Consider the following 25,870-nt stretch of genomic DNA (forward strand, 5'->3'; position numbering starts at 1 on the left):
GTGATGGGTGTCTTGATGGGTTGGCTAAACAGTTACAGAATCGCCGTGATGCTCTTGTGTATCCCTCTGAGGAGCGGTGTACTGAGCTTCTGCGGGAAGATAACCCGATGCTTCGGCAGGGGGCCGGTGAGCCCGCGCTTGTTGATGTGGATGACGATGTGTTCACCGCCCAGCATCCTTCACGCGCCACGGGACCACTCCAGATCGCTCACGGTGATGTTTGTCGGGCGGTGGGCTACTGCCGCTCGCTGAAGCTCTATCAGACGCCGTCAGATCGCTGGCGCAAGGCTCATGAGGATCGGGCTTTCCGCTGGCTTGTACGGAGTCAGGGTGTTCCCGTTGAGATCCCCGGGGTCTACCGGATCCGGCATGTTCAGAAGGGGCGTTATTCAGGCAGTGAAACAAAGACCCGTCTCCGAACCTGGTTACGTCTTATGCAATCCTGGTACCGGGAAGGGCGTCTGGATCGGCGCAAATAGATTGGAACACTCATCAGGGCTACCTTCACATGATTTTCTGCGTTTTTTCTTTTAACCGCGGTCGGTTTCTCGAGAACTGCGTACGTTCCATTGAGCAGTGTGTACCGGACGCCGGCATTATCGTATTTGATGATGACAGTAATGACCCTGAGACAGTGAAGGTTCTCGACGGCATTGAGCGCAATCACCGGGTCCTGAAGCCGGGTAATGTGTCCACGCATAAGTTGGGTGGTCTCTACGGGAACATGCAGTCGGCGCTTGAATACTGCAGCGAAGAGTCACTGGTGTGTTTTCTGCAGGACGATATGCAGGTGGTTCGGCCCCTTTCCTCAGAGGAGATCAATGGGATCAAAGCCAGATTTGATGCGGATGAATCCCTGGCTTTCATTCAGCCCTGCTTCCTGAAAGGCAGTAATCGCGAGCGCAATGAATCCATCATGACCTATGATGAGGCGGCTGGACTGTATTTCAGAGCACCATCCGGCCAGAGCGCTGGACGCTATTTTTCGGCGGTCTCCGTGACTCGGCCGCAGAGACTTCTGGCAAAAGGCTGGAAGTTCGCACGTTCTGAGCCGGAGAATGATCGTCAGGCGCAACAGCTCTTCGGCCGGATGGGGCACTTGTTCGCCCCCTTCGCCATGTGGTTGCCCGAGGTGCCCGCCTATCGGGGCAAGAAAAAGACATTGGCTCTGCGCATTGCGGAGAAACGCCGTGCGTGCGGCCTGTATCCGTTCCACATCATGTCTTCCGAGGCTGTTGAAGCAATGTACCGCAGGTCAACCGAGGTCTTGCCGGTAGCAGAGGATTTTCTGAGCTGTGAGAGTGACAGTCTCCCCAAGCCTTGGTGCTACTATCCCATGCAGGGGAGTCGCTGGTTGAAAAAGCTCAACACACTTGAGTTGGCTCTGCGCCGAATTCTTTTTAAGGCTCTGCGCACTTAACCGGGGACCTTGGCAGTGGCAAGTCTCGATATTCTAGACATCTAAAAGCTGTTTAAAGTACTGCTTTTAGAACTCTATCCGGGGCAGGCTATCGTTGGTGTCATGTTGCCTGACAGGGTTAGAGTTATAGTCGCTTTAATAGTTTCCTATTTTTTTGATTTTTCGAATCAATTTTTCATGTATCCGAGCGTAAATTCTGCAGATCCGGAAGTTGAGGTTGGTCCTTTCATCGGGGGTTGGCACCTGTTCCGTTTTGGGATTATTTATTTTTTCTTTTTGGATTAAAGCTGTATCTGGAGCCTCTTTTACTCTTTTTATCAGCTCTTTATATGTTTCTTTTAAATGGTTTTTCAGGTTTTCTTCTATCTCGGTATTTCTATTTCTCTTTTCGGGGAGTGCAAAGTTGTACCCTATGAACTTGACGATTTTTTCGTGATTTTCCCATAAAGATTCATAACGGATTGCTAGTACGGGGTAGTCTTGTGGCGACATCCATGACTCGAAGTTGTTTTTAAGCTGGAAATCATCGCTGTTGTATAGGTCTGGCTCGTAATCTTGAAACCAGTTATTCATCCGCCAACTGTTGGTGTCCCAGCGTTTTTTTGTTGATGATACAATAGAGTCTATGGGGTCGCCATAAAGATAAATTACGCGAACGTCGTCAGGTAAACTTTGCGGCGCAGGGCTGTGTGTTTTTAAGAACGGCTTGTCGGGCAAGTCTGATAGGTCACGCACAAATTCACAAACTGGATTCTTGGGTGTCCAGCTTTTTTGGGGGAGTCCTGCAATGGCTCGAAAAAGCATGGTTGAGCCTGCGCGGGGAAAGCTTGCGATAAGTATCCGCATATTCATATCCGTAAAACGTTAATATCGATAGATATCTTAATGAAATTGGTGGGCTATGGGAATAGTTTGAGTAGTTTGTAGGCGGGGCAGTGCCCGCATGGAAGGTTTTAAGATAATGTTGTAGTTGGAGCCTTTATTAGAAAAGGTGGCGTTCTCCGGGCATTATGAGTTGGTCCGAATTTAGGGAAAGGCGTTAATTCTTGATTCATTATTGCCCCAAGAGGCGAATCATAAGCAAGAAGCTTAGGCAGTACAGTTGCCCATTCAAGTTAAGCGTCGCGCCGGTCGCCCTGAAGGCTAGAACTCGTTTTCATTCCTCCGTAGGCAGCTGGTCAATCCCGTGCGGTGTGTAGGTTGTGCCGTCCTTTTCACGAGATACCCTTAGTGACTTGTTTTGCCGTACCAGCTCAGGGTTCTTATAGCCGCGCTTGTGGTCAAGGTGAATGACAATGGCGTTGTAGCGCACATGCTTGGGCTTGATACCAGCATTGACCAGTCGTACCCCGATCTCGCGATCCAGGCCTCCCCATGCCATTTGCTCATCAAAGCCATTCACTTTCAGTATGTCCTCACGCCAGGCAGACGCATTGGATCCTTTAAAGTTGCAATTGGTGGGAGTCAGGCGGTTTAGAATCTTTGCTTGGAGAGGTGTCGCGGTTAGTTTGCTGTTCTTGTAACTGGCTTTTAGCCCATGTTGTCTCAGCCACGGGAGTTCAAAGCAAGCACCTTCCAGAATGTCTTCTTTCGTAATGGCTGCACTGGTTTCCATTGGGAGCTTGTGATAGCCGCCGGACAGGAACCGTCCTGTTTCTGCCTCATGGGCGTGTACCTCCAGAAAGTCTGATCGGGGAATGCAGTCCCCATCGGTGAAGACAAGGTAGGGGGCGCTCGCTTTGAGGATTGCTTTGTTCAGAATCCGGCATTTGCGGAAACCATCGTCTTCCTGCCAGATGTGGTGGAGGGTCATGTTGGTCTCTTCACGCATGCGCCGGATCAGGCTAGCGGTTTCTGGTCCTGACCCGTCGTCGGCTACGATCACCTCGAAGTCTCTATGTCTCTGGACACTGTAGCCCCAGAGTACTTTTTCCAGCCATCGCGGTGAGTTGTAGGTGGTCATTATGACGGAAAGTTTCATGATTTAATGCTTGCGCCAGGGTCAGGAGTCTGTGTTGCTTTCAAGAGGGTCGAGTTTGTAAAGACTGTTCATGCCGTAGTCTTTAACCCGCTGATAACCCCGTTCTTTCAGTCTTTCGGACAGGGGAAGCTCCCAGGCTGTTTCTGAGTTTTCCATCAGTATAAAGCGAGCCAAAAGAGAAGTCGGGGCATGCTCGAGATAAGGCACCAGAGCCTTATCTTCGGCTCCCTCAATATCTATCTTGATACCATCAACTCGAGACAGTTGAAGCTCTTTGAGAATATCGAGTAAAGGCCGACACTGTATTGTCTGGATAGGTCTTTGGGTGTCGTTATCGTTTCCGGGTAGACGTCGGCCTGACCGACGAACCGAGCTCTCTCCAAGGTTTGACTGGTTGATATAAAGCTCCAGTGTTTCGTTTCGGTCTGAAACGCCGCACTGGAGAGTGCATATAGTGGGAGAGACGTCATCTTGGGATAGGTTGGCGTCAATGTTGAATCGTAAACGTTCATAGACGTTGGGGTTTGGTTCGATGGCGACAAGCTGTCCAGTCTTGCCCAGCGCCTTGAGTGCAGTCAGGGAGTAAATGCCTATATTGGCCCCAATATCCACGAATACACCGTCTGAAGGTAAATATGTTTCGATGTATTGTCGTTCCCCAGCATCGAATCGCCACGGTGTGAAAATAAACTTCTTCTCAGAGTAATTGTCGTCGAGAAAACAGCGGAGCCGAATGCCTTGAGCCTCGAGGTCCAAGGGTTTTTCTGCGAATCTGGTGGTCAGCGAACGGATGAGACTGGCCGTATGAGAACTGATTCCTCGAGGTGAGGAGTTCTGTGAAAAACGGATGAGCCGGTCAACCAGTTTAGAAGGGTAGTGCTGACCAAAATGCTCGGGGTCAAGGCGAGGCTGTTCAGTCATCACAACTTATACTCGTTAGCGCTTTTATCTTTTTGGACATAGTCTTGCCCTCGCAAGGTCCAGAGCCCCGCATACGTATTAAAGCTGGTCTGGGCATAGGTCACTGCCATCAGGTAACCCACCGGCCCATCAAGGAATCCAAGCCGTAGTATATAGACCTGAATGAAGGTTGTAATGGCCCTCAGTGTCGGGTAGAGCAGTGTCCGGGTCCGCTTACCTTTCTCCGCTTTCTGTTGGGCGCTCAGCCAGGAGTACTGGGCGCTCTTGGCCAGGGCGTGGCCATAATCGCGGTGGGTGTAATGGGTCAGGCGGCCACGCAGTGTCCTGATGCGGGCACCGTCCGGAAGGAGTATGGCTTCGTGGACCTGGGCACTGGAGAACGCGGAGCCTTCTCGGCGGAACACGCGCAGCGGGGCGCGGGCGCTGCGGCCGAAGTCCAGACGTTTGCCGTAAATGGTCACGGCCCAGCGGAGCTTGAAAGCATCCGAATTGGGTTCCCCGGCAAGCCTGTGGTTGATTTCCCGGGCGAGGTAGGGCGTTATCCGTTCATCGGCATCGATGGACAATACCCATTCCCCTGTTGCCTGTTCCAGGGCCCGTTGTTTCTGGGGGCCGAAGCCGGGCCAGTCAGTGACAGTGATTCTGTCTGTGTATTGCCGGGCAATGGCGACCGTGTCGTCGGTGCTCCCGCTGTCCACAACAATGATTTCGTCCGCGAGGCCCTTCAGGGATTCGAGGCAGGGGCCAATGTTGTCCGCTTCGTTGTAGGTGATCACGGTGGCGCTGAGTCGCTGGCTTCGCGTACGGGTCAGGCTCTCATCGAGAGCCCGGAACAGGAGGTGGGTCACTAAGGTTACGCTCAGCAGGTAGAAGGTGATGTAGATGCCGCGCTCAAGCGTGGCTTCGGTCAGCCCGAAGATCAGGTAGGCAAGCGGGACCATGGCGCCAACCCGAGCCAGTGAAGCGACCCGATCATTCTCATGCCGGGCGTAACGCAGGAACTGGGTGAATGGGATACCGAGCACCAACAGCCAGGAGAGCGCCCCGAGAAGGCCCCGGGTGGCCAGGATCTGGAACAGGTCGTTGTGCGCGTGGTCGAGACAGCAGCGGGCCAGCCCCTGGGGCAGCTCGCCCGCTTCAATGCTGGCCTGTAACGCTTGCGCGTAACCCTGGACGCCCACGCCGGAGAAAGGGGCGCTGGTAAAGAGGGCCAGCGCGTGCTGCCAGACATCGAACCGGTACTGGATGCCCCGGCCATAGTCCCCGTCCAGCACTGCCATAATCCCTTCCCCGAGCCGTGATTCCAGGCCCACGAACAGTCCCAGAATCAGCAGTCCGGCGATGGCCGAGACAATCCGCTGGCGGCGGCCGGCAAAAAGAACCAGAAAGAGAAGCAGGACCGGCAGGACCAGAACGTTGTTCCGGGTGCCGGACAGGTAGGCGGCGGTAAGGCCCAACAGACCGGCGAGCAGTGCCAGCAGGCAGGGCGTATAGTGCCTGTTGCTGAAAAGGGGTCCTGCCAGACCCAGAAGCATCAGGCCACTGAGCAGTGACAGGTTGCCGAAGGGAATGGCGTTGGTGGCCCCATTCGCCCGGTGAATGTCTTCACCCCAGAGCAGGGGCTCTGCCGCGACCAGGCCTGCGAGGGCCGCACACCCCGCCAGCCCCAGAAGGGCCGCTCTTTCCCGTAACCCTGAGTAGGCCAGCGCGACAAGAAGTGGCCAGAAAAGCAGTAGGCGCCCGTGTTTGCCCAGGTTCTTGAAGTCCTCGTACCCGAAACCGTTCAGGGCCCAGGTGGCAAGGCTGACGAGTGCAAAGATCGCCAGGGCAAAGCCGATCAGCTTGATCTCCCGGTCAGCGGGAGGAAGCGCACGGGCGCCGCGCAGCCTGGCCATGACGATGAATCCGAGGCCGGCAAGCGCAACGCCGTAGGTGGCGCCGGAAAGAAGGCTGTCAACGATCAGGGAGCCGGCGATTGCGACGGCAAAGAGGCTGGTAACAGCAAATGCGACCAGAGCATGAAAGGAAAAGGGCAATGTCGACTCCGGTCAGGCGTCTGGCCCCAGCGGGCTCAATTCACGCACTCTCGGCTCTCCGCACTCAGGATGATCCGATGTTTCGAGAAGCACCTTGAATTCATCCCCTGGAGCCCAGTCGCGATCACCCATCTCAGTATGGAATCGGATCTCCCCGGGGAAGAAATCCATCGCCGCGGTATTTTCCTCGAAACTCACCAGTTCCGCAACGCCACGCATTACCGTCCATTCACAGTCAATGTCCGCTTCCGGCTCCGAAGGAGTCTTTTTTTCAGGCTGGACCAGACTGCAGCCAGCCAGCAGCAGTATCAGCGTTGTGAGCAGCAGAACCTGGTGGCGTTTCATGAGCCGGTCGCTCCCTGGGACCCCGATCCTTCCGTGTTGTCCGGCAGGCATGCAATCACCTGCTCACACTGCTTCATCGCGTATTCATGGACGTTCTGCACCAGCCCTTCCTCATCACGGGCGCGCAGCAGGTCGAGCGATTCACGCATGTGATTGAGGTTGTCCTCCAGTACCCTATTGCCCTGGCGCAGGGCCACAAACGCGCAGCGTTTGGCCGAGGGCCAGAGGTCATTGATGGCGGCGGTGATGAAGTAGTTGTTGGCATAGGCCAGCGAGGCCTGGGTGTATTCAATGCCGGTATCCAGGAATTCCATAAGCTGGCCGTTACGGAAGGACTCGCACATGCTTTGGTACAGTGATTCCAACCGCTCCATATCGCCGGTTTCCCACTGGCGGACCAGCTTGCGCCCGGTGTGGCCCAGAAACACACTCATCGCTTCGTACAGGCTGCGTACGAAGTCCTCATCCAGCGTGGTCACAAATGCCCCCTTACGGGGCACGTTGCGCACCAGGTGGCGTTTCTCCAGCATCAGCAGCGCCTCCCTTACGGCGCCATGGCTCACGTCCAGCTCTTTGGCCATGTTGCTTTCATGGATCCGATCGCCTGAACTGAGCTGTTCAAAGGCGATCATGTTCTCAAGGTGACGGGCAACCTGTTCACTCAGGGTTTCGCGGGGTTTGAACGACTGCATTGCCGGAACTCGGGTTCATTTTATGGGAGGATCGTATCATGTCATCGTTGCACAAATCAGCGGTTGTGCAAGTCGGCCCTTGATTTCTCTCAAACTGATCCCAAAGTGGTAACGTAGACCCCAACGAAGGGGCTCGGTTGACTTTGTCGGCACCGAGGGGTCGAGCCCCCAATACTGAAGGCCGTTAAGGAGGAAACACTATGGCTTTTGAACTCCCCAATCTTCCCTATTCCTACAACGCACTCGCGGAAAAGGGGATGTGCCAGGAAACGCTTGAGCTCCACCACGGCAAGCACCACAACACCTATGTCACGACCCTGAACAGTCTGGTCGAGCAGGACAGCAACCTGCAGGGCAAGTCGCTGGAAGAAATCGTCAAGCTCGCCTATGGCCGTGATGACCTGCAGAAAGTATTCAACCAGGCTGGCCAGCACTGGAACCACAACTTCTTCTGGGAAAACATGTCCCCCAACGGTGGCGGTATTCCGGGCAAGCTGGAGCAGAAGCTGGTCGAGGACTTCGGTTCCGTGGATGACTTCAAGGAGCAGTTCAAGACCACCGCTGTCGGCCAGTTCGGTTCCGGCTGGGGCTGGCTCGTGCTGGGCAACGACGGCAAGCTGAAGGTCACCAAGACCCCGAACGCCGTCAACCCGCTGGCAACCGGTGAAGGCAAGGTTCTGCTGGCACTGGACGTCTGGGAGCACAGTTACTATCTGGACTTCCGCAACCGTCGTCCGGACTATGTCATGAACTTCCTGAACAACCTGGCCAATTACGAGTACGCCGAGGAACAGCTCAACAAGGCGTAAACCGGCCCTGGCCGCCCTCTTGTAAGGGCGCGCTTCAACCCCCGCCCGGTGCGTCCGGCCGGGGGTTTTCTGTGTGTGTCAGTGAAGGCTGGCCACCAGCCCTCTGATGCGCTCCTGGATCCATTCAGGGTGCGTGACCGGCGCCCAGTGATTGGCCGCCAGCCGCTTGCAGCTCACCTGCTGGCAGCAACGGGTCATGGCCTCGCACACTGCTGGTGTCGCGAAGGCGTCCTCTTCCAGGATCAGTATCTGGCTGGGCGTTCTGATGCTGCCCGGGCGTGGCGTGGGCGGCGGGCTGAGCGCATTCTGGCGATAGAGCTGGAACGTATGGCGCGTCAGGCGGGTAACCTCATCGCGTGAGCGTGCCAGGTGAGGGTGATCGGCCGGGACGCCACCCATGGTCAGGGCAGCACGGTAAACCGGCGTGCCGACGGTGCTGAACACAGCCTGACCAAGGCCGGGAACGTTCAGTGCCAGCATGTACCAGGAGTGCAGCACCTGGTTCAGTGCCGGTTTGCGGTCGCCACCGCCCTTCAGGATCCCGTTCCGGACCCATTCGGCCGCCGCTCCAAGATGCGGGCCGGAAAGGCTGGTCCAGGATTCGGCACGGCGGCCATAGACCGGGTCGGCAACGAAGCTCCAGCCGATGATCGAGCCCCAGTCGTGGCCCACCAGGTGTGCGGTGCCTTCCCCGCCCTGGGTAGCCGTGATCACCGCATCAATGTCCTCCAGAAGGCAGGGGATCCGGTAGCCTTCGGCACGCGCTGGCGGGGTGCTCTGTCCCGCCCCCCGCATGTCGAAACCGATCACGTGGTAGTCGCTACTCAGTGCCTGCATATGGGGCAGCCAGAGGTCATGGCAGTCGGGGAAGCCGTGCAGGAAGAGGATGGCCGGATTGGCCGGGTCGCCATCCTCCACAATATGGAGTTCTGTCTGGGGGCGTCTGAGAGTCCGTGTTCGCATGGGTCTGACCTGTAGCGGTGATCCGGGTTATGCTTGTCGATCACCCATCATCCGGGAGGCAGGCGCTGTGTCATTGGCTGGATTTTACGAACGACACGTCTTTTCGCCCGTTCTGAAACTGGCCGAGCGGACGCTGGCGGATGTCCGACGGGAGCTGCTCAGCCAGGCGTCGGGGGAAGTGCTGGAGATCGGCATCGGTTCCGGGCTCAGCCTGAGCCATTACGGACCAGCCGTGGAACGGATTGTGGGCCTGGAGCCCTCGGAGGTCCTGCTGGGCGAATGCCAGGAGCGTGTGGCTTCGCGCCATGAGGGGCCACCGGTGGAACTGGTGCAGGCGGGGGCTGAGTCCATGCCCTTTGAGGACAACCGGTTCGATACCGTGGTGGCGTTCCTGGTGTTCTGCACCATCCCGGAGGCGGACCGGGCCGCGCTTGAGATGGTGCGGGTGCTGAAGCCGGGCGGCCGGCTGCTGTTCTTCGAACATGTGGCCGCCCCCGAGCCGGGCTTGGCCCGCTGGCAGCAGCGTCTCAACCCCCTCTGGAGACCGCTTGCCTGTGGCTGCAATATCAACCGGGATACCCGTCGGGTTTTTGAGCGTGCCGGCTTTGATATGAGCGGCGTCGAGGTCCGTCGTCATCCGGATATCCCCCTGCCGTTGGTGCAACCGGTGATTGAAGGGAATACCGGGCTGGCTGTCAGCGGCGAGAGCCCCCGAAGCGGCACGGGTCAAAAGCGCTGACATCAATGGGCGTCGGCTCGGAGTGCATCATCATGCCCAGCAGCTCCGCGCTTCCTGCCGAGAGGGTCCACCCAAAGGTTCCATGGCCCGTATTGAGCCACAGGTTCTGTAAGGGGCCGGCGCCGAGGGCCGGCGGGCCATCAGGCAGCATGGGCCGGAAGCCGGTCCAGGGCTCCGCATGATTGAAATCCGCTGCGCCAGGGAAGCGCTCGTTGATGGCTTCCTGAAGCACCTGCAGTCGTGATTCCGGTATCCGGCGGTTGAAGCCGGCCAGCTCCGCGAAGCCGGTGATCCGCATCCGGTCTCCGAGACGGGTGATGGCAACCTTGTTGTCCAGATCCACGACCGTGGAACGGGGCGCTTTGTCAGGATTGTCCAGCGGCGCCGTTAGAGAGTAGCCCTTGACCGGGTAGACAGGAAGTTTCAGGCCCAGTGGCCGGACAAGGTCCCGCGAGGCGCAGCCGGCACAGACAACGGTCGCATCAGCCGCTTCAAGCCAGCTCCTGTTGCCGTCGGAAACGTGCGCGCCTTCCAGGGCATTACCGTTATGTTCCCACTGTGTCACGCTGGTGCCGAAGAAGAACCGGACACCCGCTTCCCGGCATTGAGCCATGAGCAGTTGTGAAAGGCGATGGCAGTCGCCGGTGCCGTCACCGTTGATCAGAAGGGATGGCTGCAGGTCCCCGGTTGCCGCCAGCGCGGGTTCCTGGCGATTGACTGAGTCGGCGTTCAGCCACTCATGCTCGATGCTCTGTTCCGCCAATGCTCGGGCCTTGGTCTGAAGGCCGGCGTATTCGATCGGATCGCGGCTGATTTCCAGCAGTCCCTCATGATGGCCATCAAAGCCTTCCGGCAGTTCCTCGTCAATCGCGTGGAACGCATTACGGCTGACCTGGCCAAGCTGGAGCATGGCGCGGTTGCTGGCGTCATAGCGGCCGCTCTCCCAAGCGTAGCGCAGCGTCTGGAAGAGAAAGCTGATCGTTCTCGGTGCTGGCGGCATGTGCATCTTCAGCGGGCCCTGCCGACGCACCAGGCCCTTAAGGCCCACGCCGATCAGATCCGGTGCCGCCCAGGGGGAGACGTGGCCGTAGGAGCGCTGGCCGGCATTGGCATAGCTTGTCTCCATGCCCGGGCCCTCGTGCGCTTCCACCACCGTCACTGAATACCCTCTGCGGGCCAGCATCCGGGCGGTGGTTAAACCGACAATGCCGGCGCCGACGACAAGTGCTCTCATGAGGATGGCTCCCGCAGCTGCCAGTCGTTATAGGTGATGGGAGTGGCCCCGTTATCACCTACGACGACCGTGTTGCTCATACCGATTCCGAACTCACCCGGTGCCCGCAGGCACAGGGGCAGGTGGAAGACCATGCCCGACTCGAACGGGGATTCCTCGCCCTCGGCGATGAAGCCGGTCCCCTCGACCCAGCTCGGAGGGAACTGCGCTCCCACGGTGTAGCCGAAGACACCGGAGAAAAAGACCTCGTCCGCAACTTCCGCCAGGACCCGATTGGCGGCTGTTGCCGCGTCTGTAAAGCGCTGCCCCGGACGCATCTCCGAGACCAGCGTGTCGTGAAGACGGTGGCAGACATCGTTGAGCCGTTTCATCCGGTCCGACGCCTGCCCCGCAACGGCTGTACGCATCTGCGGCGCGGTGTAGCGGTGGCGCACGGCTCCGAATTCGAGGAAGACGGATTCGTTCTTCTCGATAACCCGACTCTGATGGTTGAGGTGGATCACGCTGCTGCGTGGCCCGCTGACCACAATGGGCTGCAGGCTCATGAACTCACTGCCGGCGGCCAGCATGGCGCGGGCGCCTTCCGCCGCAATGGTGTTCTCGTCCACGCCCGGTTCGATCACGGCCATGGCGGCCTCCAGGCCGGCCATGGTCATGCGTGCGCTCTCGTGCAGACGTTCCAGCTCTGCTGCTGTCTTGACGCGCCGGACGCGGTCCAGGACGGCGCTGGATTCATGGAAGGCCGTATCGGGCAACTGGGCCCGAAGGGCGTCCAGCACGCCGGGGCGCAGGCCGTTGCCCCACTGGTTGATGCCGATGGCGCGGCAGTCCCGGAGCTGGTCCACCAGGGGGCCGATCACGGACTGGACGGACTCCCACCGGTATCCATCCACCTCGTCCACCAGGGCCGTCGCCGCAGCGGGGCCGGTTTCAATGGAGGGCACCTGGAGGAAGCAGCGCTCCGGGCGGAAGACCAGTGCCGCATGGACCGAGACCTCAAAGGTCCGGTAACCGGTGAGGTAGTTGATCTCGCCTGGATTGGTCACCAGCAGTGCCTCAAGGCCGGCCTCGCGCATGGCGCTGGCCACCCGCTGGCGGCGTGCCCGGAATTCTTCGGCGTCGAAGCTCTGTTCAGTGCCTGCTGCTGTGCTTCGCAGTGCCTCAAGGTACGCGGTGTGATCCATGGCTGGCCTCTGGTAATGTCTGACCTTTACGCAAGTGAAGCAGATTTACCCCGACCCTGTCGTCCAGAATGGAGTCCGTATGAGTACTGATGCAGGAAGTCCGCAACTCAGGCCGTGTCCGCGCAAGCCCAATTGTGTTTCCAGCCAGGGCCGGGGGAAGCAGTACATAGAGCCCCTGCCGGGGGATGAAGGCACATGGGAGCGGCTGCCTGGCGTGCTGGAGGCACTGGGGGGCGTACGGATCGTGGAGCAGACGGCGGAGACCATCCGCGCCGAGGCCCGCACCCGGGTGCTGCGGTTCGTGGACGATCTGGATTTTGTCCGTGACCCGGAGCAGGGCGTGATCCAGGTGCGTTCGGCCTCACGGCTCGGCTATTCGGATTTCGGCGTGAACCGGCGGCGGCTGGAAACCGTGCGCAGTGAGCTGAAGAAGAGGTAGCCATGGCGCACACCTACCAGGACCTCCTCCCGATCGCCGATCGGCTGGCGCCGCTGTTCTACCGCGAAGAAGCGGATGGTGTCGGCATGGACGAACTGGCCGGCATCCTCCAGACGCATCCCCGACTGATGATCATCATGAATCATGGCCCCGTACTCGGCCCAGCGCCCGCACTGGCAGCGCTGGTGCGAAGCATGGTGCGCCACGGCGGAGGTGACAGGGTGCCGTTCGGAGTGACCTGGAGGGGGTTTTACCGGGTGCCCGGTGTCGGTCCTCTGTTGGAGCGCCTGGTGCAGACCTCCGCGGATTCCGGGGTCGAGGATGTTGTTGCCAAGCTGAGCAACGGCACCTTCAATGACTGCTGCATCATGCCGGAAGGCGAATACAGTAATGTCGGCAACGGCATCGACATACAGCCGTTCCGCAGCCAGCGCTTCATAGAAGCGGCTGTGAGGGCGGAGGCGCCGGTACTGCTGCTGGCTCACAGTGGTACTGAAAGGCTGGGGCGGCCGATTCCCATTCCGGCTTCAGCCCGCTTCCTGATAGAGCGTCTGCCCGAACACCTGCGCCGTGCTGTGAACCAGAGTGGTGTGGTGAGCCTGCCCTGGTTGCTGGGCGGGCGCATTCCCAAACTGGGGCTTGCCTGTGAGCTGTATTGGCCGGATCTGTCACCCGGGGATCTGGAGGAATCGGCATCGGCGCAGCAGGTCGCGTTGAATGCGCGCCATGCCCGGGCGCGTCTGCAGCGCCTGGTGAATCATCTGGTGTTGCAGTTCGGCGAGGATTAGTCCGCCATCGTTGAGGCGCGCTCTTCGCGGTGCCGTGCCCGGTAGTGGCCAGGGCTTTCCCCGGTCCAGCGCTTGAAGGCCCGGCTGAAGGCACTCAGCTCCGAGAATCCCAGCAGGAACGCCACCTCCGTAAGGCCGTATTCGCCCTCAGCCACATACTGCAGTGCCCGTTCCCGCCGCACCGTCTCCGCCAGGTTCTGGAAGCTCTCGCCCTCTTTCTTCAGCTTGCGGTAAAGCGTCTGGCGGCTCATGTGCATGGCCGAGGCCACCCGGTCCACGTCCGGTGTGCGCGGAAGCTGTTTCTGGACGATCCGCCGGACCCGTTCCGAAACGGTCTTGCGCGGGCGCAACTGGCGCAGCAGCCGGTTGACGTGTGTGGTCAGGGCAGAATGCACATAGGGGTTGCGGTGGGGCAGCGGCGAATCCAGGTAGCGGGCCGGAAAACACAGGCTGGTCTCACCGGTGCCGAAGGTGACCGGGCACTGGAAGATCCGCTCGTAGTGGGCCCGGTAGCCGGGGTCCTCGTGAGCCAGGCTCAGCTGCTCGATGGCCAGCCTGGGATGGATGAAGTGGCGCGCACGGGTGACCGCAGCGGACAGGGTGCGGTCCATGTCCGGAGTGCAGTACAGCGCCGGGTCGGGCACATGCCAGGTGACCCGTATCCGGTCGCCCTCCCGGGTCTGGTAGAGGTGCACCGCCTCATTCACGAGCCGGTGAAGCCGCATGTATTCCTCCAGCGCGTGTTCAATGGTGTCGCTGTTGAACACGATGTGGCTCATCAACCCCATGCGGTCCGGGTCCACAATCTCACCCAGCCGCAATCCCAGTGCCGGGTCCCCGGTCAGAAGGAGTGCCTCCTGCCACAGCTGATTATGGCTGTACACAGCAACACGGCAGTCGGGATCCTCAAGTTCCTCTGACGAGATCCCAAGAATGCCGTCAATGTGGTCCTGGGAAGCGAATCCCCGGCTGGTCAGGTAGTGGGTGAGAGCAAGAGTGCCGGAAGCGCTCACCGTGGGACTGTCTGTCATCGACTGTTACCACCTGTCAAAAGGTTGAGCGGGTGCGTCAAGCCGGCTCAGGCATTGCGACGTAGGATAATACCTGAAATCCTGACAAACCCAAGGAGTCGCGTCATGGATATGGATACCAACCTCGAAATCTGTGTTCCGCACACTGAAGAAGAAAAAGCCAATCTCAAGGCTCTGTCCGATTATCTGAGCGAGATCCCCGCGTTCAACTGAGGGGTCCGCTCTTACCCCTGACCTGAATAGGTTCTGATGAGGTCCTCACCGCTGCGGTGACGGGCCTTCATTTTTTGTATGCGCTCCAGAATCCCCTCCATGCGCCCCAGGCGGGCCTGGGTCTCCAGGGCACGCATCGTGGCATTGGCCCGGAAGTCGAATTTCAGACCGTAACGGTGCTGTTCCCCTTCAGCGCGCACGTTTGTGACCACCGCAACCAGGCGGTTCTGGTGGAGTTCGCTCCGGTCCAGGCGCAGAGTCAGATCCACCAGTACCTTCTGCCCCATGCGCAGTTTCCGGGACGTGATGATGGCGACCCCCTCGCGTGTGAAATCGGCGGCTTCGACGACTTCTCCACGCCTGAAGCGGCTGCGCCCTGGCTTCAACCGGACTTCCAGTTCCGCGGCGGGGAAACGCTGCAGGTGGCGGCGTTCATCGTGAAGGGGTGCTGCTGTGGCCATGGGGTCAGGTTCCGTTTAGGCTTACACTGCTTGATGTTACGAGTCTAAGCCCGTCGCCCGCTCTTCGCCAGTGGCGGGTGAGCGCTATGGCACGGAGAAACAGCTTTGACAGACACGGTGGAACTCAATGCGGGCGTCAAGGGTGATGGCCCGCCCCTGATACTCATGCATGGCCTCTTCGGCGCCGGCGATACCCTGGGCGGTGTGCGTCGACGCCTGGCGCCGGAATTCGAGGTGCACAGCCTGGACCTGCGCAACCACGGTGAATCACCGCATACACGCAGCATGAGCTACCCCGAAATGGCAGCGGACGTGCTGGCCTACATGGATCGGGCAGGGTTGGAGACAGCCCATCTTCTGGGCCATTCCATGGGCGGCAAGACCGCCATGGAAATGGCACTGATGGCGCCGGAGCGGGTTCGGCGCCTGATCGTTGCCGACATTGCGCCGGTGGCCTATGCGCCCCACCATGACGCCATTCAGGATGCACTTGAGGCGCTGGATCCGGCCGCCGTGAAATCCCGCCGTGAAGCCGATGGGGTGCTGGCGGAATACATCGGTGAGAAAGGCGTGCGGCAGTTTCTGCTGACCAATCTGGTGTCGGCGGACGGCGGGTTCCGGTGGCGGATGAATGTGCCGGGAATCCTGGCCTGCTACGAACAGATCATGGCTGGCCCGACGACGGAGGGCGCCTATGAGGGCCCGACCCTTTTCATTCGCGGTGGCAATTCGGACTATATCCAGAGCCGCCACCAGGACGCTGTTCAGCGCTATTTTCCACGGGCTGAACTGAAGGTGATTCCCGAGGTCGGGCACTGGCTCCACGCGGAAAAACCCGAGCTGTTTGCCCGCATCTGCCAGCGCTTCCTGGCCGAAGACAACTGAAACCAGCAAGTTGGAATAACAATGAAAAAAATCCTGCTCACACTCCTGGTCCTCATTCTGCTGTTCCTTGGTCTCTTTTTCCTTTGGCCTTCTCCAGTGGATTCCGCCGCCTGGGAGCCGCCGGAGGCGCCGGGACTGGAAGGACCAGCGAAACCGAATGAAGCACTGCAGGACGCTGATGTGCTTGCCAAGGGTGAGATCGAAGGCCCGGAGGACACTGAGGTGGATGGCGAGGGCAATGTCTATGGCGGCCTGCAGGATGGGCGGATCATCCGCGTGACACCGGAAGGCGAGGTGGAGACCTTCGCGGATACCGGCGGTCGTCCCCTGGGCATGGAGTTCGACGATGACGGGAACCTGATCGTTGCAGACGCCTGGAAGGGGCTGCTGTCGGTCGCCCCGGATGGCACTGTTGAGGTGCTGACCACTGGATCCGAAGGTACCCCCTTTGCTTTCACCGATGACCTGGCCATTGCCTCGGACGGGCGCATCTACTTCTCGGACGCCAGCAGCCGCTTCCATCAGCCGGACTACCGCCTGGATATGCTCGAGAGCCGCCCGCACGGGCGCCTGCTCCGTTACGACCCGGAGACCGGCGAAACCGAAACACTGATGGACGACCTCCACTTCGCCAACGGGGTGGCGCTGACCGAGGACGAGCGTTCGGTACTGGTCAATGAAACCTGGCGCTACCGCATCCAGCAGTATTGGCTTGAAGGCGGGAAAGCGGGTACCAGTGAGGTTTTTGCCCGGAATCTACCGGGCTTCCCGGATAACCTCTCCGCGGATCACAACGGCATCATCTGGGTGGCCCTGCCGACCAGGCGCAACCCACAGATGGACGCCTTCCACCCGAGTCCCTGGCTCAAGGAGCAGGTGGCCAAGCTGCCGGAATTCCTGCAGCCGAGCCCCGAGCCCTACGGTCTGGTACTGGCTTTCGATCAGCAGGGGAAGATGCTGGGCAGTCTGCATGACCCGACGGGGGAGCGTGTGCAGATGTTAACCTCGGTGAAAGCGCGAGACGGTGCGCTCTATTTTGGTTCACTCTACAATGACCGCATTGGTCGACTGGATTACGATCGGGCGATGAAAGCCCTGAGGGAGCAACCGGATGAGTGACTGGCACTGGCGGATGGCCGATCCGTTCACGATGAACATCAGGGTTTCTGAACAGGACGTGGATCGCCTCGGGCACGCCAACAACACCGTCTATCTGCAGTGGATGGAAGAGATCAGCTGGGCGCACATTGAGTCCGTGGGCCTGACCTGGGAGCTGCAGGAAGAGCTTGGCCGCGCTATGGCGATTGTGCGCACCGAAATTGATTACAAAGCCGCGGCGCTGGCCGATGATGACCTGATCCTTGGAACCTGGCTGACCGAATTCGACGGCAAGCTGCGTTCCGGGCGTCAGTTCCAGCTGGTCCGGCCCAGTGATGGCCGGACGCTGGTGGAAGCGGAGTCCCGCCATGTCTGTATTGATACCGCGACCCAGCGGCCGGCACGGATTCCGGAGCCCATGGCCGAGCTGTTAAAGAAGGCCAGCCACGATCAGTAACCTCCTGGAGGATATGCCATGCGCCAGATCGTCATTCCCGAATTCGGTGATGCCGGCGTCCTTGAACTGCGTGAAGCGGCGCTGCCTCAGCCCGGCGAGGGCCAGGTGCGTGTGCGCGTAGCCAGTGCCGGGGTCAATCCCATCGATTTCAAGACCCGCTCTGGCCAGGGATTCGTGGCCAATGCCATACGTGATCATCTGCCCTGGGTGCCGGGCTTTGAAGTGGCTGGCACCATTGATGCGGTGGGCACCGATGTTGATGGCTGGCAAAAAGGTGACCCGGTTATTGGCATGACCGGATTCCCTCGGGCCGGTGGCGGTTACGCGGAGCAGACCCTGGTGCGGGCCGACGAACTCTGCCGGGCGCCGGAGGGGCTGAAACTGGAAGAAATCGGAGCCGTCCCCCTGGCCGCCCTCACCGCCTGGCAGGGCCTGTTCAGCCATCTTGGGCTTCAGCCCGGCCAGAAGCTTCTGATTCTTGGGGGTGCCGGAGGTGTAGGTCATTTTGCCGTGCAGTTTGCCGCTCAGCATGGGGCTCATGTGGTAACTACGGGCTCCGGTGCCAACGAGGATTTCCTCCACCAGTTGGGCGCTGACGACGTCATCAATTATGAACAGGAAGACGTCCATGACGTCTGCTATGGATTGGACGCCGTCCTCGACCTGGTGGGCGGCGAGGCCGGCAAGGCCGCGCTCAGCACCCTCGGGGAACACGGTAAGCTTGTCACCGTTCCCACTGTGACGGCCCAGGCCATCAAGGACCTTGCCTCCGAGAAAGGCATCCAGGCGGCGGGTTACGTGGTTGAGCCGGATACCGACCAGCTCGAGGAGATCCTGGCACTGCTTAACCGCCGTGACGCGGAACTCCATATCGCCGCCGCCTTCCCCCTCGGTGATGCGGCTGCTGCCCATCGCCGGCAGGAGGATGGGCATGTGCGGGGGAAGCTGGTGTTGCAGCCATAGCCTGGCTTCCCGCTAAAGGGATTCCAGCGCTTTTTTGACGCAGCGGTTGAGAGCGCCAATGGTGGTTTCGAACACCCAGCGGATGAACTGGTAGGTGAGTTTTGTCACCGCTACTGCAGCTTTCCCGGCAAAGACCAGCATGTGGCCCAGAAGGCCTGCTGTCTGTTCAGCGAACTCAGTTGATGCGTCCGCAATTTTCTCCAGTGATTTTGCGAGTCGGTCGTAGAAGGTCAGAGCAGAGCTCATGGTGTTCTGAATGGCAAGTACGGAATAATATCCGGCATCTTTCAGCAGGGTGATCAGTGCAGCGTTTAACTTCTCTGACCAGTAATTCGTGAAAGAGGCTTGGAGCCGGTCTTCATAACGTAGCCGGACGGGTTGATTAAGGAAGCGGGTGGATTGACGCTTTAACGCGCTCCAGTCATCGGCCATAGCCGTATTCCTGTAGCCGGGTGTGCCATTGATTCCCATGGAGTGGGCTGGAAAGCTGATACCTTCGGCGCTATCAAGACGGTATTCGCCAGCTCCTTCTGTTGGAGCATGAATGAACGGCCAAACGGGAACTAATGGAACGGGGTCGGCTCCATGAGTGCAGCGGTAGTGATTATCAATGCGGGCAGTATTGGTCAAAGCGTAGCCATTCAGTCCAACTCTGGGGGCGCCGAAAGTGTAGAGGTTGACTTGGGTTTGGAATCGAGATTTAACCCAGTCCGCTATCAGTGATGCTAGAGCGCCGCCGAGACTGTGCCCCACACAGTGAATGGTGTGTTCGCCCCGAACCTGATCCATACGTGTCCGGAGCCTTTTCTCCATTACAGGACGCATACTTGAGAAAGTTTCTTCGAATCCCGAGTGAACGCTCTGATTATTTGTGCCGGTAGAAATGCCAACGTCGAAGTTAGTCAGGTAATCGGCATCCGTTCTACTGCCTCGTACTGCAATTACTGTGTCCCTGCGGAACCGATTTTGGCCTTCCCCTATAACGGCAAATCCGGATTTCTTGGTATAAAGCCCAAAGAAGCCGCCCGTTTCTCCGATGACGAGGTCCTTCTTGGGTTCAATGTTGAAAGCTTTCCGGAGGCTAGGGTTGATTTCCAGAGCGTAGCTTCCTGTGCGGTCCGGTTTTCGAACTTGGTAAACAGCGTCTGCAAGCTCTGATGCTATCTTCGGTGGGATCGTACTCATATCAAGTCCTTTTGTGAGTTGTCGTCCGTGGTTCAACTATCTGGCCAGCGGCAGATGCCTCTTATGTTGTGAGTGAAGTTGGGGTGTTCCGCCATGGTAAAATGGTGCAGCTTCTCGGGATCGCTTAGGTCGCATTCCATGTGGTTCAGCTTTTCCACGATGACCTTTTCAGGGGTTGTGCTGGTAGTCGTTGTTCGCCACAGGAGGTAGGTCGTCTGACCGTGGTCTGCCGTGATGGACTGGGTGATATGCTCTACGCCGAGCAGTTTACCCGGCTCTCGCGAACGTATTGTTTTCTCTGGAAATGAAAACCGTCCCTCGGAATCAGTTACGGTTTTCTCCATATAGTTTTTGGCGTGCATGAGTTCCCGATAAACTTCGACGTCGGCTATTGGCTCCCCATCCTTAAGAATCCGCCCCTTCACCTCCGGCGAAAGATGCACGTCATAACGTTTGAACCATCCGAACATATCGGCCATGACCTCGCTGGAATACAGAAAGTAGCTGGCAGCCACCAGGAGAAGGGTGAGGGGGAGTAGTCCCGATGAGATGGAGCGATGGTTCGGCATCACTGACCCCTCGCTAGCATCTTGTTAGCGATAGAGAGTTGGGATGGAACCGTTAGGGGCTTGCCGACCATGTCCCTGTCCTGTGGCTGACGTCCTGTCTGGATCGAAAATTTAGGCCACCCCGTTACTGCCCGTCAATACCCCGGGGTTCTGAGAACCATCGGGTCAATGCATTGGGAAAGCGGGCTGTGACCGGTGCCTCATTCACGCGCCAGCGCTCCGGAATGGTTCCCTCGGGGATTGCCGCGACCAGCAGACTCTGGTCGTCCCCACCAAAGGCGGAGCGCAATGAAGGCGGGCGCCGCTGGACATCAATGGGGTGACCGGCAATACGGGCATCGAGCCATTGGCCGTCGGGGAATTGCAGCTTGACCGGCTGGCCTACGGTTGCAAGGTCGATCTGATCGGTGTCCAGATAGAGATGAATGCGTGGCTCCCCCATCGGTTCGATCCGCATCAGCGTAGTGCCGGGGCCGACATTTTCTCCCGCCACCACCTCGATGGCATGGACAGTACCTTTTACGGGGGAATGTATCGTCAACTGTGCGAGCTGCTGTTCAACCAGGGCCCGTTGGCGCTCCAGTCGAGTGGTCAGTGCCTTGGTGTCCATGATCTCCTCGGCACTTGTGCGCTCAAGCGCCGCCAATTCGTTTTCGCGGGCGTCCACCTCGTTTTCAGCTGCCTGGAATTCTCCCTGGGTGGCCACCCCCTGCTGTACGAGCTCAGCCAGTGATTCGACACGGTTCCGGGCCCGTTCGAGTCGCCGTTCCAGTGCTGCTTTCTGGCGGGTCCCGGCGGCGGTCGCCGCGTTGGCGGTGGCGAGCGTATCAAGCGATGCCAGCTTCGCCCGAAGGGCGGGATTGTCCAGTTGGACAAGTTCATCGCCGGGGCTGACCTGGTCGTGTTCTTCGGGGTTAATCCGCATCACCCGTCCGGCTTCCAGGGCGCGGATCTCAGTGATCGGCTGAACGACCTGGCCCGGGGCCTCAATGACCAGTACTTCCCAGCCAATACGCCCCAGGAACCACAGGAAGGGCGTGGCCACCAGCAACAGGATCAGGTACCAGCGTAGCCGGTAGGCAGCCCGTTTGCCTGGCGCGTACAGCACCCGGAGCCCGCCTTCTTCAGTGGGATTGGATTCCTTGCGGCTGGAAAAGCGCACTTTCATGGTTGGTCCTCTTCAGGTATCGCCTGGTAGTTGCGCCAGTCCTGCCATTCAATCCCCGTAATGCCAGAGGTCCCCATCGACTGGCGCCAGTCCCGTTCCATTGATCTGAGCGTTTTCAGGGGGGTACCACGCCAGCTGTTGGCCGATTCCAGGTCCGCCTCGGCGCTCTGGACAATACGGAAGGCCATGTCGGGCCAGTGGGTGGCGATGGCAGTGGCGCGTTCGGTCAGGCTGGCCTGGTTGGTGGTGTAGATCATCAGGGAAACGGACTCAACGCCCATGGCGGAGAGTCGGCACGGGATGCACAGGCCGTCCCGGTCCGGCGCGAACCAACGGTGGTGACTGACCAGGCTGATAGGCCAGGGGCTGGCCTGCTGTGCCATGGCCACCGTTGCCAGCCAGTTCTCCAGGCGTTCATCCGGGACCGGCCAACCGAGCTGCTCCACTTCGAGATCAAGGTGAAGGCCATCGAAGTCCAGGCCGGCAAGGCGCTGGATCAGGTCACGCAGGTTGTGCCGTTTGTCGGGGCGGAGCCAGCTGGGCTCGCCCAGCAGGAGCGTTACATTGAGGTTCCGTGCATGGGCGCTTTCGAGCAGCTGGCGCAGCCGCTGGCTCAGGCCTTGACTGTTCGCAAGCTGCCTGGCGCTGAGTCCCAGGTGGAGCGTATCGAACCCCGCCTCCTCCAGTGCATTCAACTCACCCTGCCGCGATTCCGGGGCCAGTAGCCGGGAGCTGTTCCACACGTACACGGCGCGGGACCAATTCTTCTGGCGTCCAGCCTGGTCGCTTTGAGAAAGCGTTACGGGGTCGCTTTCGCCGCGCGCATCGGCGCCAGGCCAGGGGAGGCCCTGGTGTCCGAGGTAACGCGTATCCGTCTCAGCGTAACCGGCGAGCAGGCGCAGCTGGGTTTCCTCCTGCCAGGTGTTGCGCCAGCTGCGGATGAAGTCGTGCATGGCGTCGGCTGTCTGGACCCGGGCCAGTCGCAGGGCCATGAAGCTCCCTTCCTGGTCGACCTGTGCACGCCCCTGGCGTTCGCTTTCAACGCGGCGACTCAGTTCGACCTGACGCATCTGGTCCCGGGTTTCAGCAAGTGCTTGTTTGTATTGAGCCAGTGCGTCACTGAGATTGCGCTTCAGCCGGTTATGGGTGGCATCCAACTCATACCGGGCGGCGTGGTAGCGTTGGTTTGAGCGGCTGTTCTGTTGATAGCTCCCCAGCGAACGCAGTGGCACCTCGAACCGGAGGCCCGCAACCAGACCGGTTCCCGTGCCCGGGATATCATTCCGCCAATCGAACTGCTGGGCCAGGGTAAAGTCCGCATCAATATCGTGGTACCAGCGATCGCGCCGCACGCGCTGGGCTCCTTCGAGCACACTGCGCTGTTGGGCCATGAGAGGATGCTGACGGAGGGCGGATTGCCAGCGCTCTGTGGCTGCCGGTGAGAGCGGCAGAAGGGCCGATTCCGCCCGGGCGTCGGCCGGCAGTGAGACGCCGCTGAGGCTCTCAAGCCGGTACCTCAGTTCGGCTCCGCGTGCGGCCCGGCGCTGGCAGCTGTCCAGCCGGCGTGACCATCGCTGCTCCAGCAGCATCTGCTCCGAGGTGCGCAGGTCACGGGTACGCGCGCGCTTGCGGACCAGGCTGAGTTCATCGCTCGCCAGGGGTTCGATCGCGCGGCAGAGACGTCTGTATTGCTGGGCTTCCCACCAGTCAATGTAGGTGCTGCGCAGTCGCAGTCGCTGCTCGGTTTCTGCCAGCTCGCGCTGGTGTTTCTGGCGCTCCTCGGCGGTACTGGCCCTGACCAGGGCTTCGGTCCGGTCCCGGAGTGTCCCGAGTAACGGGTATCGCAGGCCCAATTGGGCTCCGTAGCCGGTGTAGGCTACGCGCCCGGCTGTTGGTTCCAGCTCCTGAAAGCGCCCGGCAGTGGCCCCACCGAACAGGGACCAGCCCCGCTCTTCCGAACGTTCCCGCCGTTCCCCGGCGAGGGCTCGTTGTTCGGCCCTGGCAGCTTTCACCTCAGGCCCGGCGTCCATGCGTTCCAGAAGGTTTTCCAGTGACACGGCATTGGCCGGCAGGGCCAGGAGCAGGCCGACTGACAGCAGCAGGAGTCGCACACGGAGTGATCGCATCTCAGAACCTCCTTCCCCGCCGAAGTACCCACCAGGGTGCCATGCTGGTTTCCTCGTGACCGCGCCGGAACATTTCGTTGAGGGTGCAGATCACGCCCCAGCCACGCAGGAAAAACATGAATACCGGGAAGACGGGCAACGCAATGGCGAGCTTAAGGTCGTTCCAGGGGCGCTCGGACACCATCAGAAGGCCGGCCAGGTACAGGATGAGAGTCTGGAGCAGGTAAACCGCGTAAATCAGCACTGCCAGCACCGCAATGACGTTCAGGGGCAGCAGGACCAGCCCGGCCAGCGTGTACCCGACGATCAGGAAGGGCAGTACCAGCTGGAAAAAGAAACCGCTGAAAAGCGTCATCAGAAAGTTGCGCCAGCCCAGGACCCGTGGCGTCATGCTGTGGCGGTGCTTGCGGATGTAGAGGAAGAACAGGTCGCCGTCCCAGCGCAGCCGTTGCATGAAAAAGCCCCGCAGCGTGTCAGGGACATCCGTGTGACCGACAGCGGTTGGTTCAAACGGGATACGCAGCGGGTGGCGCCCGAAATAGCTCTTGATGCGCAGGGTGAGGTCAAGGTCCTCGGCGGTGTGCGTGTCCCAGCCGCCGATATGGCGCAGGAAAGAGGTGCGAAAGGCTCCGAAGGCGCCGGATATGTTATTGACCGTGTTCCATTCCCCGAGGCCTACCCTGGACGTCTGGATTGACAGGAAGTATTCCAGAGACTGCATCACGGTAGCGAGTGAGTGCCAGCTGTTGCGTACACGCAGGCTTCCGGACACAGCGGGGACCGATGGATCCTCGAAGTGGCGCACCATGGCGCCGATCATGGCGTTATCAAAAGAGGTGTCGCCGTCCAGCGCGAAAACGATCTCGCCGGTGGCGTGGCTCAGACCGGCGTTGAGCGACGAAACCCGGCCACCGCGCTGCCACTTGGCGATCGGGCGTAGAAACCGGTTCGGGTAACGCACAGGATCGACCCGGAAGTCGCGCACGGCCTCCATGGTCGCCTCATTGGCGGTGGCACCATCCACCACCGGTATCAGCTCGACCTCCCCGGGATAGAGTTGCTCGCACAGGCTCAGCAGGGTGTTCTGGACATCCCTGCCTTCCGAGTAGCACGTGATGATGCACGACACCCTGGGCCGGTAAAGGCTGGCCCGAGGCGTGGTCATGAGGTTGCGTGTATACCAGCGGATGACACCGGCAAGCACCAACAGGCTCAACGGCAGTTCCAGAAGGACGAAGAACGGGAAGAGCACGAGGAAAAGCCGGGTTAAACCTCCTGCAGCGAGTTCGTTCGGGAATACCGCGAGTGCCTCCAGCATCAGCTGACCTCGCCACCGAGGCGGGCCATCAAAAGGTCGCTGTCTTCCTGGGGAAGCAGGTTTTCCGGCAGAGTGATTCCCACCGTGCGCAGGTCGATGTGAATCCCGTCCTGCTCACGGAAGAGCCGGTTCAGTTCGGTCAGGCGTTCGCGCAACCGGTCCATGCCCTGGCGGTCGGTGTGGGGCAGCAGCAGCCAGAGCAATTCATCCCGTGTCCGGGCGCAGCGATCCGTTTCGCGGATTGTCTCCCGGATGCGGTCAATCAGGCTGTCCAGAAGCGTCGTGCCGCGTTCCTGGCTGAGTGCTTCACCCAGATTGGCAAAGCGCAACAGCACCAGGGAGCCGTGAGCGGTTTCTCCATAGCGTCGGCTCTGCTGGATCTGCCAGTTCAGCAGGTTGGTAAAGGCATTGGCCGAAACCAGGTTCAGGCGCCCGAAGTGGCTCTCGGCCTGAGCTTCCCCGGAGAACCCCTGGCGACAGCGCAACCGGCCCTGCTCGGACAGGCTGTAGGGTCGAACCTCACGGATGCGTAATTCGTCGGGGGTATGGTGCGTGTCGCAGTCCAGGCAGCGCACCTCAACCTCGGCGTCCACGAAAAAGCTCTGGCAGGCCCGGCAGCGGTAATTCTCGAGTGGCCGGTCGTAATCACTGCCAATGTGGCGCAGGCGAGTGAGGCAGTTGGGGCACAGCATCAGGCCCTGCTTGAGGAAATGATCCTGGGGCGCGACGTGACCGCAGGTGAAGCAATGCAGCGATGGTTCCCGGGCGATCTCCAGAGCATGGCAGTCCGGGCAGACATCCACGTAGTTGAGCCGTGCTGAGCCGCAATGGGTGCAGAGGCGTAT

At 59.8% G+C, this 25,870-nt stretch carries 27 protein-coding genes; 10 read left to right on the top strand and 17 right to left on the bottom strand.

Going from position 1 to position 25,870, the window contains the following annotated elements; translation table 11 throughout:
• Positions 1-107 precede the first annotated feature (107 nt).
• Entirely contained in the window at positions 108-479 is a 372-nt protein-coding gene (locus tag QZ501_RS09415; RefSeq protein ID WP_295719002.1) for a hypothetical protein, read from the top strand.
• Between the two features lie 29 nt (positions 480-508).
• Entirely contained in the window at positions 509-1,420 is a 912-nt protein-coding gene (locus QZ501_RS09420; protein ID WP_295719004.1) for a glycosyltransferase family A protein, read from the top strand.
• A gap of 135 nt (positions 1,421-1,555) precedes the next feature.
• Here the strand turns inward: QZ501_RS09420 and QZ501_RS09425 are convergent, their stop codons facing one another.
• The 6 genes from QZ501_RS09425 to QZ501_RS09450 all read right to left on the bottom strand — a co-directional run bounded on the left by QZ501_RS09425 (position 1,556) and on the right by QZ501_RS09450 (position 7,395).
• Complete coding sequence (locus QZ501_RS09425) at positions 1,556-2,266, bottom strand: sulfotransferase domain-containing protein (RefSeq protein ID WP_295719005.1); 711 nt, start codon at positions 2,264-2,266, stop codon at positions 1,556-1,558.
• Positions 2,267-2,576: 310 nt separating this feature from the next.
• Entirely contained in the window at positions 2,577-3,401 is an 825-nt protein-coding gene (locus tag QZ501_RS09430; protein WP_363174767.1) for a glycosyltransferase family 2 protein, read from the bottom strand.
• Positions 3,402-3,422: 21 nt separating this feature from the next.
• Positions 3,423-4,322 (bottom strand): FkbM family methyltransferase, encoded by a 900-nt coding sequence (locus tag QZ501_RS09435; RefSeq protein ID WP_295719039.1) that lies wholly within the window; start codon positions 4,320-4,322, stop codon positions 3,423-3,425.
• A complete protein-coding gene (locus QZ501_RS09440; protein ID WP_295719007.1) occupies positions 4,322-6,358 on the bottom strand; it encodes a glycosyltransferase in 2,037 nt (678 codons plus the stop codon). The genes QZ501_RS09435 and QZ501_RS09440 overlap by 1 nt, the downstream gene beginning before the upstream one ends.
• Before the next feature lie 12 nt (positions 6,359-6,370).
• Entirely contained in the window at positions 6,371-6,703 is a 333-nt protein-coding gene (locus QZ501_RS09445) for a hypothetical protein (RefSeq protein ID WP_295719010.1), read from the bottom strand.
• Positions 6,700-7,395 (bottom strand): GntR family transcriptional regulator, encoded by a 696-nt coding sequence (locus tag QZ501_RS09450; RefSeq protein WP_160898376.1) that lies wholly within the window; start codon positions 7,393-7,395, stop codon positions 6,700-6,702. The genes QZ501_RS09445 and QZ501_RS09450 overlap by 4 nt, the downstream gene beginning before the upstream one ends.
• A 200-nt stretch (positions 7,396-7,595) precedes the next feature.
• Here QZ501_RS09450 and QZ501_RS09455 point away from each other — a divergent pair, with 200 nt between their 5' ends.
• The gene (locus tag QZ501_RS09455; protein ID WP_095616373.1) at positions 7,596-8,204 is read left to right on the top strand and encodes a superoxide dismutase; all 609 of its coding nucleotides are present in this window, start codon (positions 7,596-7,598) and stop codon (positions 8,202-8,204) included.
• A gap of 78 nt (positions 8,205-8,282) precedes the next feature.
• On the opposite strand, the gene QZ501_RS09460 is transcribed toward QZ501_RS09455, so the two are convergent.
• Positions 8,283-9,167: an alpha/beta fold hydrolase gene (locus QZ501_RS09460; protein ID WP_295719013.1), complete on the bottom strand. Its 885-nt coding sequence runs from the start codon at positions 9,165-9,167 to the stop codon at positions 8,283-8,285.
• 73 nt (positions 9,168-9,240) lie between these two features.
• Between QZ501_RS09460 and QZ501_RS09465 the strand changes: the two genes are divergently transcribed.
• Positions 9,241-9,906, top strand: a complete 666-nt coding sequence (locus QZ501_RS09465; RefSeq protein WP_295719015.1) for a class I SAM-dependent methyltransferase — start codon at positions 9,241-9,243, stop codon at positions 9,904-9,906.
• Here the strand turns inward: QZ501_RS09465 and QZ501_RS09470 are convergent.
• Positions 9,863-11,140 (bottom strand): D-amino acid dehydrogenase, encoded by a 1,278-nt coding sequence (locus QZ501_RS09470; protein ID WP_295719016.1) that lies wholly within the window; start codon positions 11,138-11,140, stop codon positions 9,863-9,865. The genes QZ501_RS09465 and QZ501_RS09470 overlap by 44 nt on opposite strands.
• Entirely contained in the window at positions 11,137-12,324 is a 1,188-nt protein-coding gene (locus tag QZ501_RS09475) for a Xaa-Pro peptidase family protein (RefSeq protein ID WP_295719018.1), read from the bottom strand. The genes QZ501_RS09470 and QZ501_RS09475 overlap by 4 nt, the downstream gene beginning before the upstream one ends.
• Before the next feature lie 79 nt (positions 12,325-12,403).
• Here QZ501_RS09475 and QZ501_RS09480 point away from each other — a divergent pair, with 79 nt between their 5' ends.
• Positions 12,404-12,763 (top strand): DUF1499 domain-containing protein, encoded by a 360-nt coding sequence (locus tag QZ501_RS09480; RefSeq protein WP_151440704.1) that lies wholly within the window; start codon positions 12,404-12,406, stop codon positions 12,761-12,763.
• A gap of 2 nt (positions 12,764-12,765) precedes the next feature.
• Complete coding sequence (locus tag QZ501_RS09485; RefSeq protein WP_151440703.1) at positions 12,766-13,551, top strand: hypothetical protein; 786 nt, start codon at positions 12,766-12,768, stop codon at positions 13,549-13,551.
• On the opposite strand, the gene QZ501_RS09490 is transcribed toward QZ501_RS09485, so the two are convergent.
• Together QZ501_RS09490 and QZ501_RS09495 are read right to left on the bottom strand one after the other, a co-directional pair.
• A complete protein-coding gene (locus QZ501_RS09490) occupies positions 13,548-14,582 on the bottom strand; it encodes an AraC family transcriptional regulator (protein WP_295719022.1) in 1,035 nt (344 codons plus the stop codon). The genes QZ501_RS09485 and QZ501_RS09490 overlap by 4 nt on opposite strands.
• Before the next feature lie 224 nt (positions 14,583-14,806).
• The gene (locus tag QZ501_RS09495; RefSeq protein WP_151440701.1) at positions 14,807-15,256 is read right to left on the bottom strand and encodes a PilZ domain-containing protein; all 450 of its coding nucleotides are present in this window, start codon (positions 15,254-15,256) and stop codon (positions 14,807-14,809) included.
• A gap of 105 nt (positions 15,257-15,361) precedes the next feature.
• Between QZ501_RS09495 and QZ501_RS09500 the strand changes: the two genes are divergently transcribed.
• Genes QZ501_RS09500 through QZ501_RS09515 form a run of 4 tightly spaced genes read left to right on the top strand, consistent with a single transcriptional unit; the run spans position 15,362 to position 18,659 of the window.
• Positions 15,362-16,141 (top strand): alpha/beta fold hydrolase, encoded by a 780-nt coding sequence (locus tag QZ501_RS09500; RefSeq protein ID WP_295719025.1) that lies wholly within the window; start codon positions 15,362-15,364, stop codon positions 16,139-16,141.
• Positions 16,142-16,162: 21 nt separating this feature from the next.
• Complete coding sequence (locus QZ501_RS09505; RefSeq protein WP_295719027.1) at positions 16,163-17,260, top strand: SMP-30/gluconolactonase/LRE family protein; 1,098 nt, start codon at positions 16,163-16,165, stop codon at positions 17,258-17,260.
• Positions 17,253-17,696 carry a thioesterase family protein gene (locus QZ501_RS09510; protein WP_095616383.1) on the top strand — a complete coding sequence of 148 codons (444 nt, stop codon included), beginning with the start codon at positions 17,253-17,255 and terminating at the stop codon, positions 17,694-17,696. Before QZ501_RS09505 ends, QZ501_RS09510 begins: the two co-directional genes overlap by 8 nt.
• A gap of 18 nt (positions 17,697-17,714) precedes the next feature.
• Complete coding sequence (locus tag QZ501_RS09515; RefSeq protein WP_295719030.1) at positions 17,715-18,659, top strand: NADP-dependent oxidoreductase; 945 nt, start codon at positions 17,715-17,717, stop codon at positions 18,657-18,659.
• 12 nt (positions 18,660-18,671) lie between these two features.
• Here the strand turns inward: QZ501_RS09515 and QZ501_RS09520 are convergent, their stop codons facing one another.
• The 6 genes from QZ501_RS09520 to QZ501_RS09545 form a co-directional block, all read right to left on the bottom strand.
• The gene (locus tag QZ501_RS09520; protein WP_160898386.1) at positions 18,672-19,844 is read right to left on the bottom strand and encodes a lipase family protein; all 1,173 of its coding nucleotides are present in this window, start codon (positions 19,842-19,844) and stop codon (positions 18,672-18,674) included.
• Between the two features lie 32 nt (positions 19,845-19,876).
• The gene (locus tag QZ501_RS09525) at positions 19,877-20,413 is read right to left on the bottom strand and encodes a DUF6795 domain-containing protein (protein WP_202405575.1); all 537 of its coding nucleotides are present in this window, start codon (positions 20,411-20,413) and stop codon (positions 19,877-19,879) included.
• A 124-nt stretch (positions 20,414-20,537) separates the two neighbouring features.
• Positions 20,538-21,581 carry an HlyD family efflux transporter periplasmic adaptor subunit gene (locus tag QZ501_RS09530; RefSeq protein WP_160898387.1) on the bottom strand — a complete coding sequence of 348 codons (1,044 nt, stop codon included), beginning with the start codon at positions 21,579-21,581 and terminating at the stop codon, positions 20,538-20,540.
• Complete coding sequence (locus tag QZ501_RS09535; protein WP_160898388.1) at positions 21,578-23,707, bottom strand: TolC family protein; 2,130 nt, start codon at positions 23,705-23,707, stop codon at positions 21,578-21,580. Before QZ501_RS09535 ends, QZ501_RS09530 begins: the two co-directional genes overlap by 4 nt.
• Before the next feature lies 1 nt (position 23,708).
• Positions 23,709-25,025 (bottom strand): glycosyltransferase, encoded by a 1,317-nt coding sequence (locus QZ501_RS09540; RefSeq protein ID WP_160898389.1) that lies wholly within the window; start codon positions 25,023-25,025, stop codon positions 23,709-23,711.
• On the bottom strand, positions 25,025-25,870 hold an 846-nt coding region (locus QZ501_RS09545; RefSeq protein ID WP_295719034.1), incomplete at its 5' end, for a diguanylate cyclase. The genes QZ501_RS09540 and QZ501_RS09545, both read right to left, overlap by 1 nt.

The sequence above is a fragment of the uncultured Halovibrio sp. genome, assembly GCF_913056445.1.
GTDB classification, from domain to species: Bacteria; Pseudomonadota; Gammaproteobacteria; order Pseudomonadales; family Oleiphilaceae; genus Halospina; species Halospina utahensis_B.

What these genes read in the sequence shown, in the direction of transcription:
- QZ501_RS09415 (WP_295719002.1), top strand. Translation starts at nt 108, where the DNA reads ATGCTTCGGCAGGGGGCCGGTGAGCCCGCGCTTGTTGATGTGGATGAC.
- QZ501_RS09420 (WP_295719004.1), top strand. Translation starts at nt 509, where the DNA reads ATGATTTTCTGCGTTTTTTCTTTTAACCGCGGTCGGTTTCTCGAGAAC.
- QZ501_RS09425 (WP_295719005.1), bottom strand. Translation starts at nt 2,266, where the DNA reads ATGCGGATACTTATCGCAAGCTTTCCCCGCGCAGGCTCAACCATGCTT.
- QZ501_RS09430 (WP_363174767.1), bottom strand. Translation starts at nt 3,401, where the DNA reads ATGAAACTTTCCGTCATAATGACCACCTACAACTCACCGCGATGGCTG.
- QZ501_RS09435 (WP_295719039.1), bottom strand. Translation starts at nt 4,322, where the DNA reads ATGACTGAACAGCCTCGCCTTGACCCCGAGCATTTTGGTCAGCACTAC.
- QZ501_RS09445 (WP_295719010.1), bottom strand. Translation starts at nt 6,703, where the DNA reads ATGAAACGCCACCAGGTTCTGCTGCTCACAACGCTGATACTGCTGCTG.
- QZ501_RS09450 (WP_160898376.1), bottom strand. Translation starts at nt 7,395, where the DNA reads ATGCAGTCGTTCAAACCCCGCGAAACCCTGAGTGAACAGGTTGCCCGT.
- QZ501_RS09455 (WP_095616373.1), top strand. Translation starts at nt 7,596, where the DNA reads ATGGCTTTTGAACTCCCCAATCTTCCCTATTCCTACAACGCACTCGCG.
- QZ501_RS09460 (WP_295719013.1), bottom strand. Translation starts at nt 9,167, where the DNA reads ATGCGAACACGGACTCTCAGACGCCCCCAGACAGAACTCCATATTGTG.
- QZ501_RS09470 (WP_295719016.1), bottom strand. Translation starts at nt 11,140, where the DNA reads ATGAGAGCACTTGTCGTCGGCGCCGGCATTGTCGGTTTAACCACCGCC.
- QZ501_RS09475 (WP_295719018.1), bottom strand. Translation starts at nt 12,324, where the DNA reads ATGGATCACACCGCGTACCTTGAGGCACTGCGAAGCACAGCAGCAGGC.
- QZ501_RS09480 (WP_151440704.1), top strand. Translation starts at nt 12,404, where the DNA reads ATGAGTACTGATGCAGGAAGTCCGCAACTCAGGCCGTGTCCGCGCAAG.
- QZ501_RS09485 (WP_151440703.1), top strand. Translation starts at nt 12,766, where the DNA reads ATGGCGCACACCTACCAGGACCTCCTCCCGATCGCCGATCGGCTGGCG.
- QZ501_RS09490 (WP_295719022.1), bottom strand. Translation starts at nt 14,582, where the DNA reads ATGACAGACAGTCCCACGGTGAGCGCTTCCGGCACTCTTGCTCTCACC.
- QZ501_RS09495 (WP_151440701.1), bottom strand. Translation starts at nt 15,256, where the DNA reads ATGGCCACAGCAGCACCCCTTCACGATGAACGCCGCCACCTGCAGCGT.
- QZ501_RS09505 (WP_295719027.1), top strand. Translation starts at nt 16,163, where the DNA reads ATGAAAAAAATCCTGCTCACACTCCTGGTCCTCATTCTGCTGTTCCTT.
- QZ501_RS09510 (WP_095616383.1), top strand. Translation starts at nt 17,253, where the DNA reads ATGAGTGACTGGCACTGGCGGATGGCCGATCCGTTCACGATGAACATC.
- QZ501_RS09515 (WP_295719030.1), top strand. Translation starts at nt 17,715, where the DNA reads ATGCGCCAGATCGTCATTCCCGAATTCGGTGATGCCGGCGTCCTTGAA.
- QZ501_RS09520 (WP_160898386.1), bottom strand. Translation starts at nt 19,844, where the DNA reads ATGAGTACGATCCCACCGAAGATAGCATCAGAGCTTGCAGACGCTGTT.
- QZ501_RS09525 (WP_202405575.1), bottom strand. Translation starts at nt 20,413, where the DNA reads ATGCCGAACCATCGCTCCATCTCATCGGGACTACTCCCCCTCACCCTT.
- QZ501_RS09530 (WP_160898387.1), bottom strand. Translation starts at nt 21,581, where the DNA reads ATGAAAGTGCGCTTTTCCAGCCGCAAGGAATCCAATCCCACTGAAGAA.
- QZ501_RS09535 (WP_160898388.1), bottom strand. Translation starts at nt 23,707, where the DNA reads ATGCGATCACTCCGTGTGCGACTCCTGCTGCTGTCAGTCGGCCTGCTC.
- QZ501_RS09540 (WP_160898389.1), bottom strand. Translation starts at nt 25,025, where the DNA reads ATGCTGGAGGCACTCGCGGTATTCCCGAACGAACTCGCTGCAGGAGGT.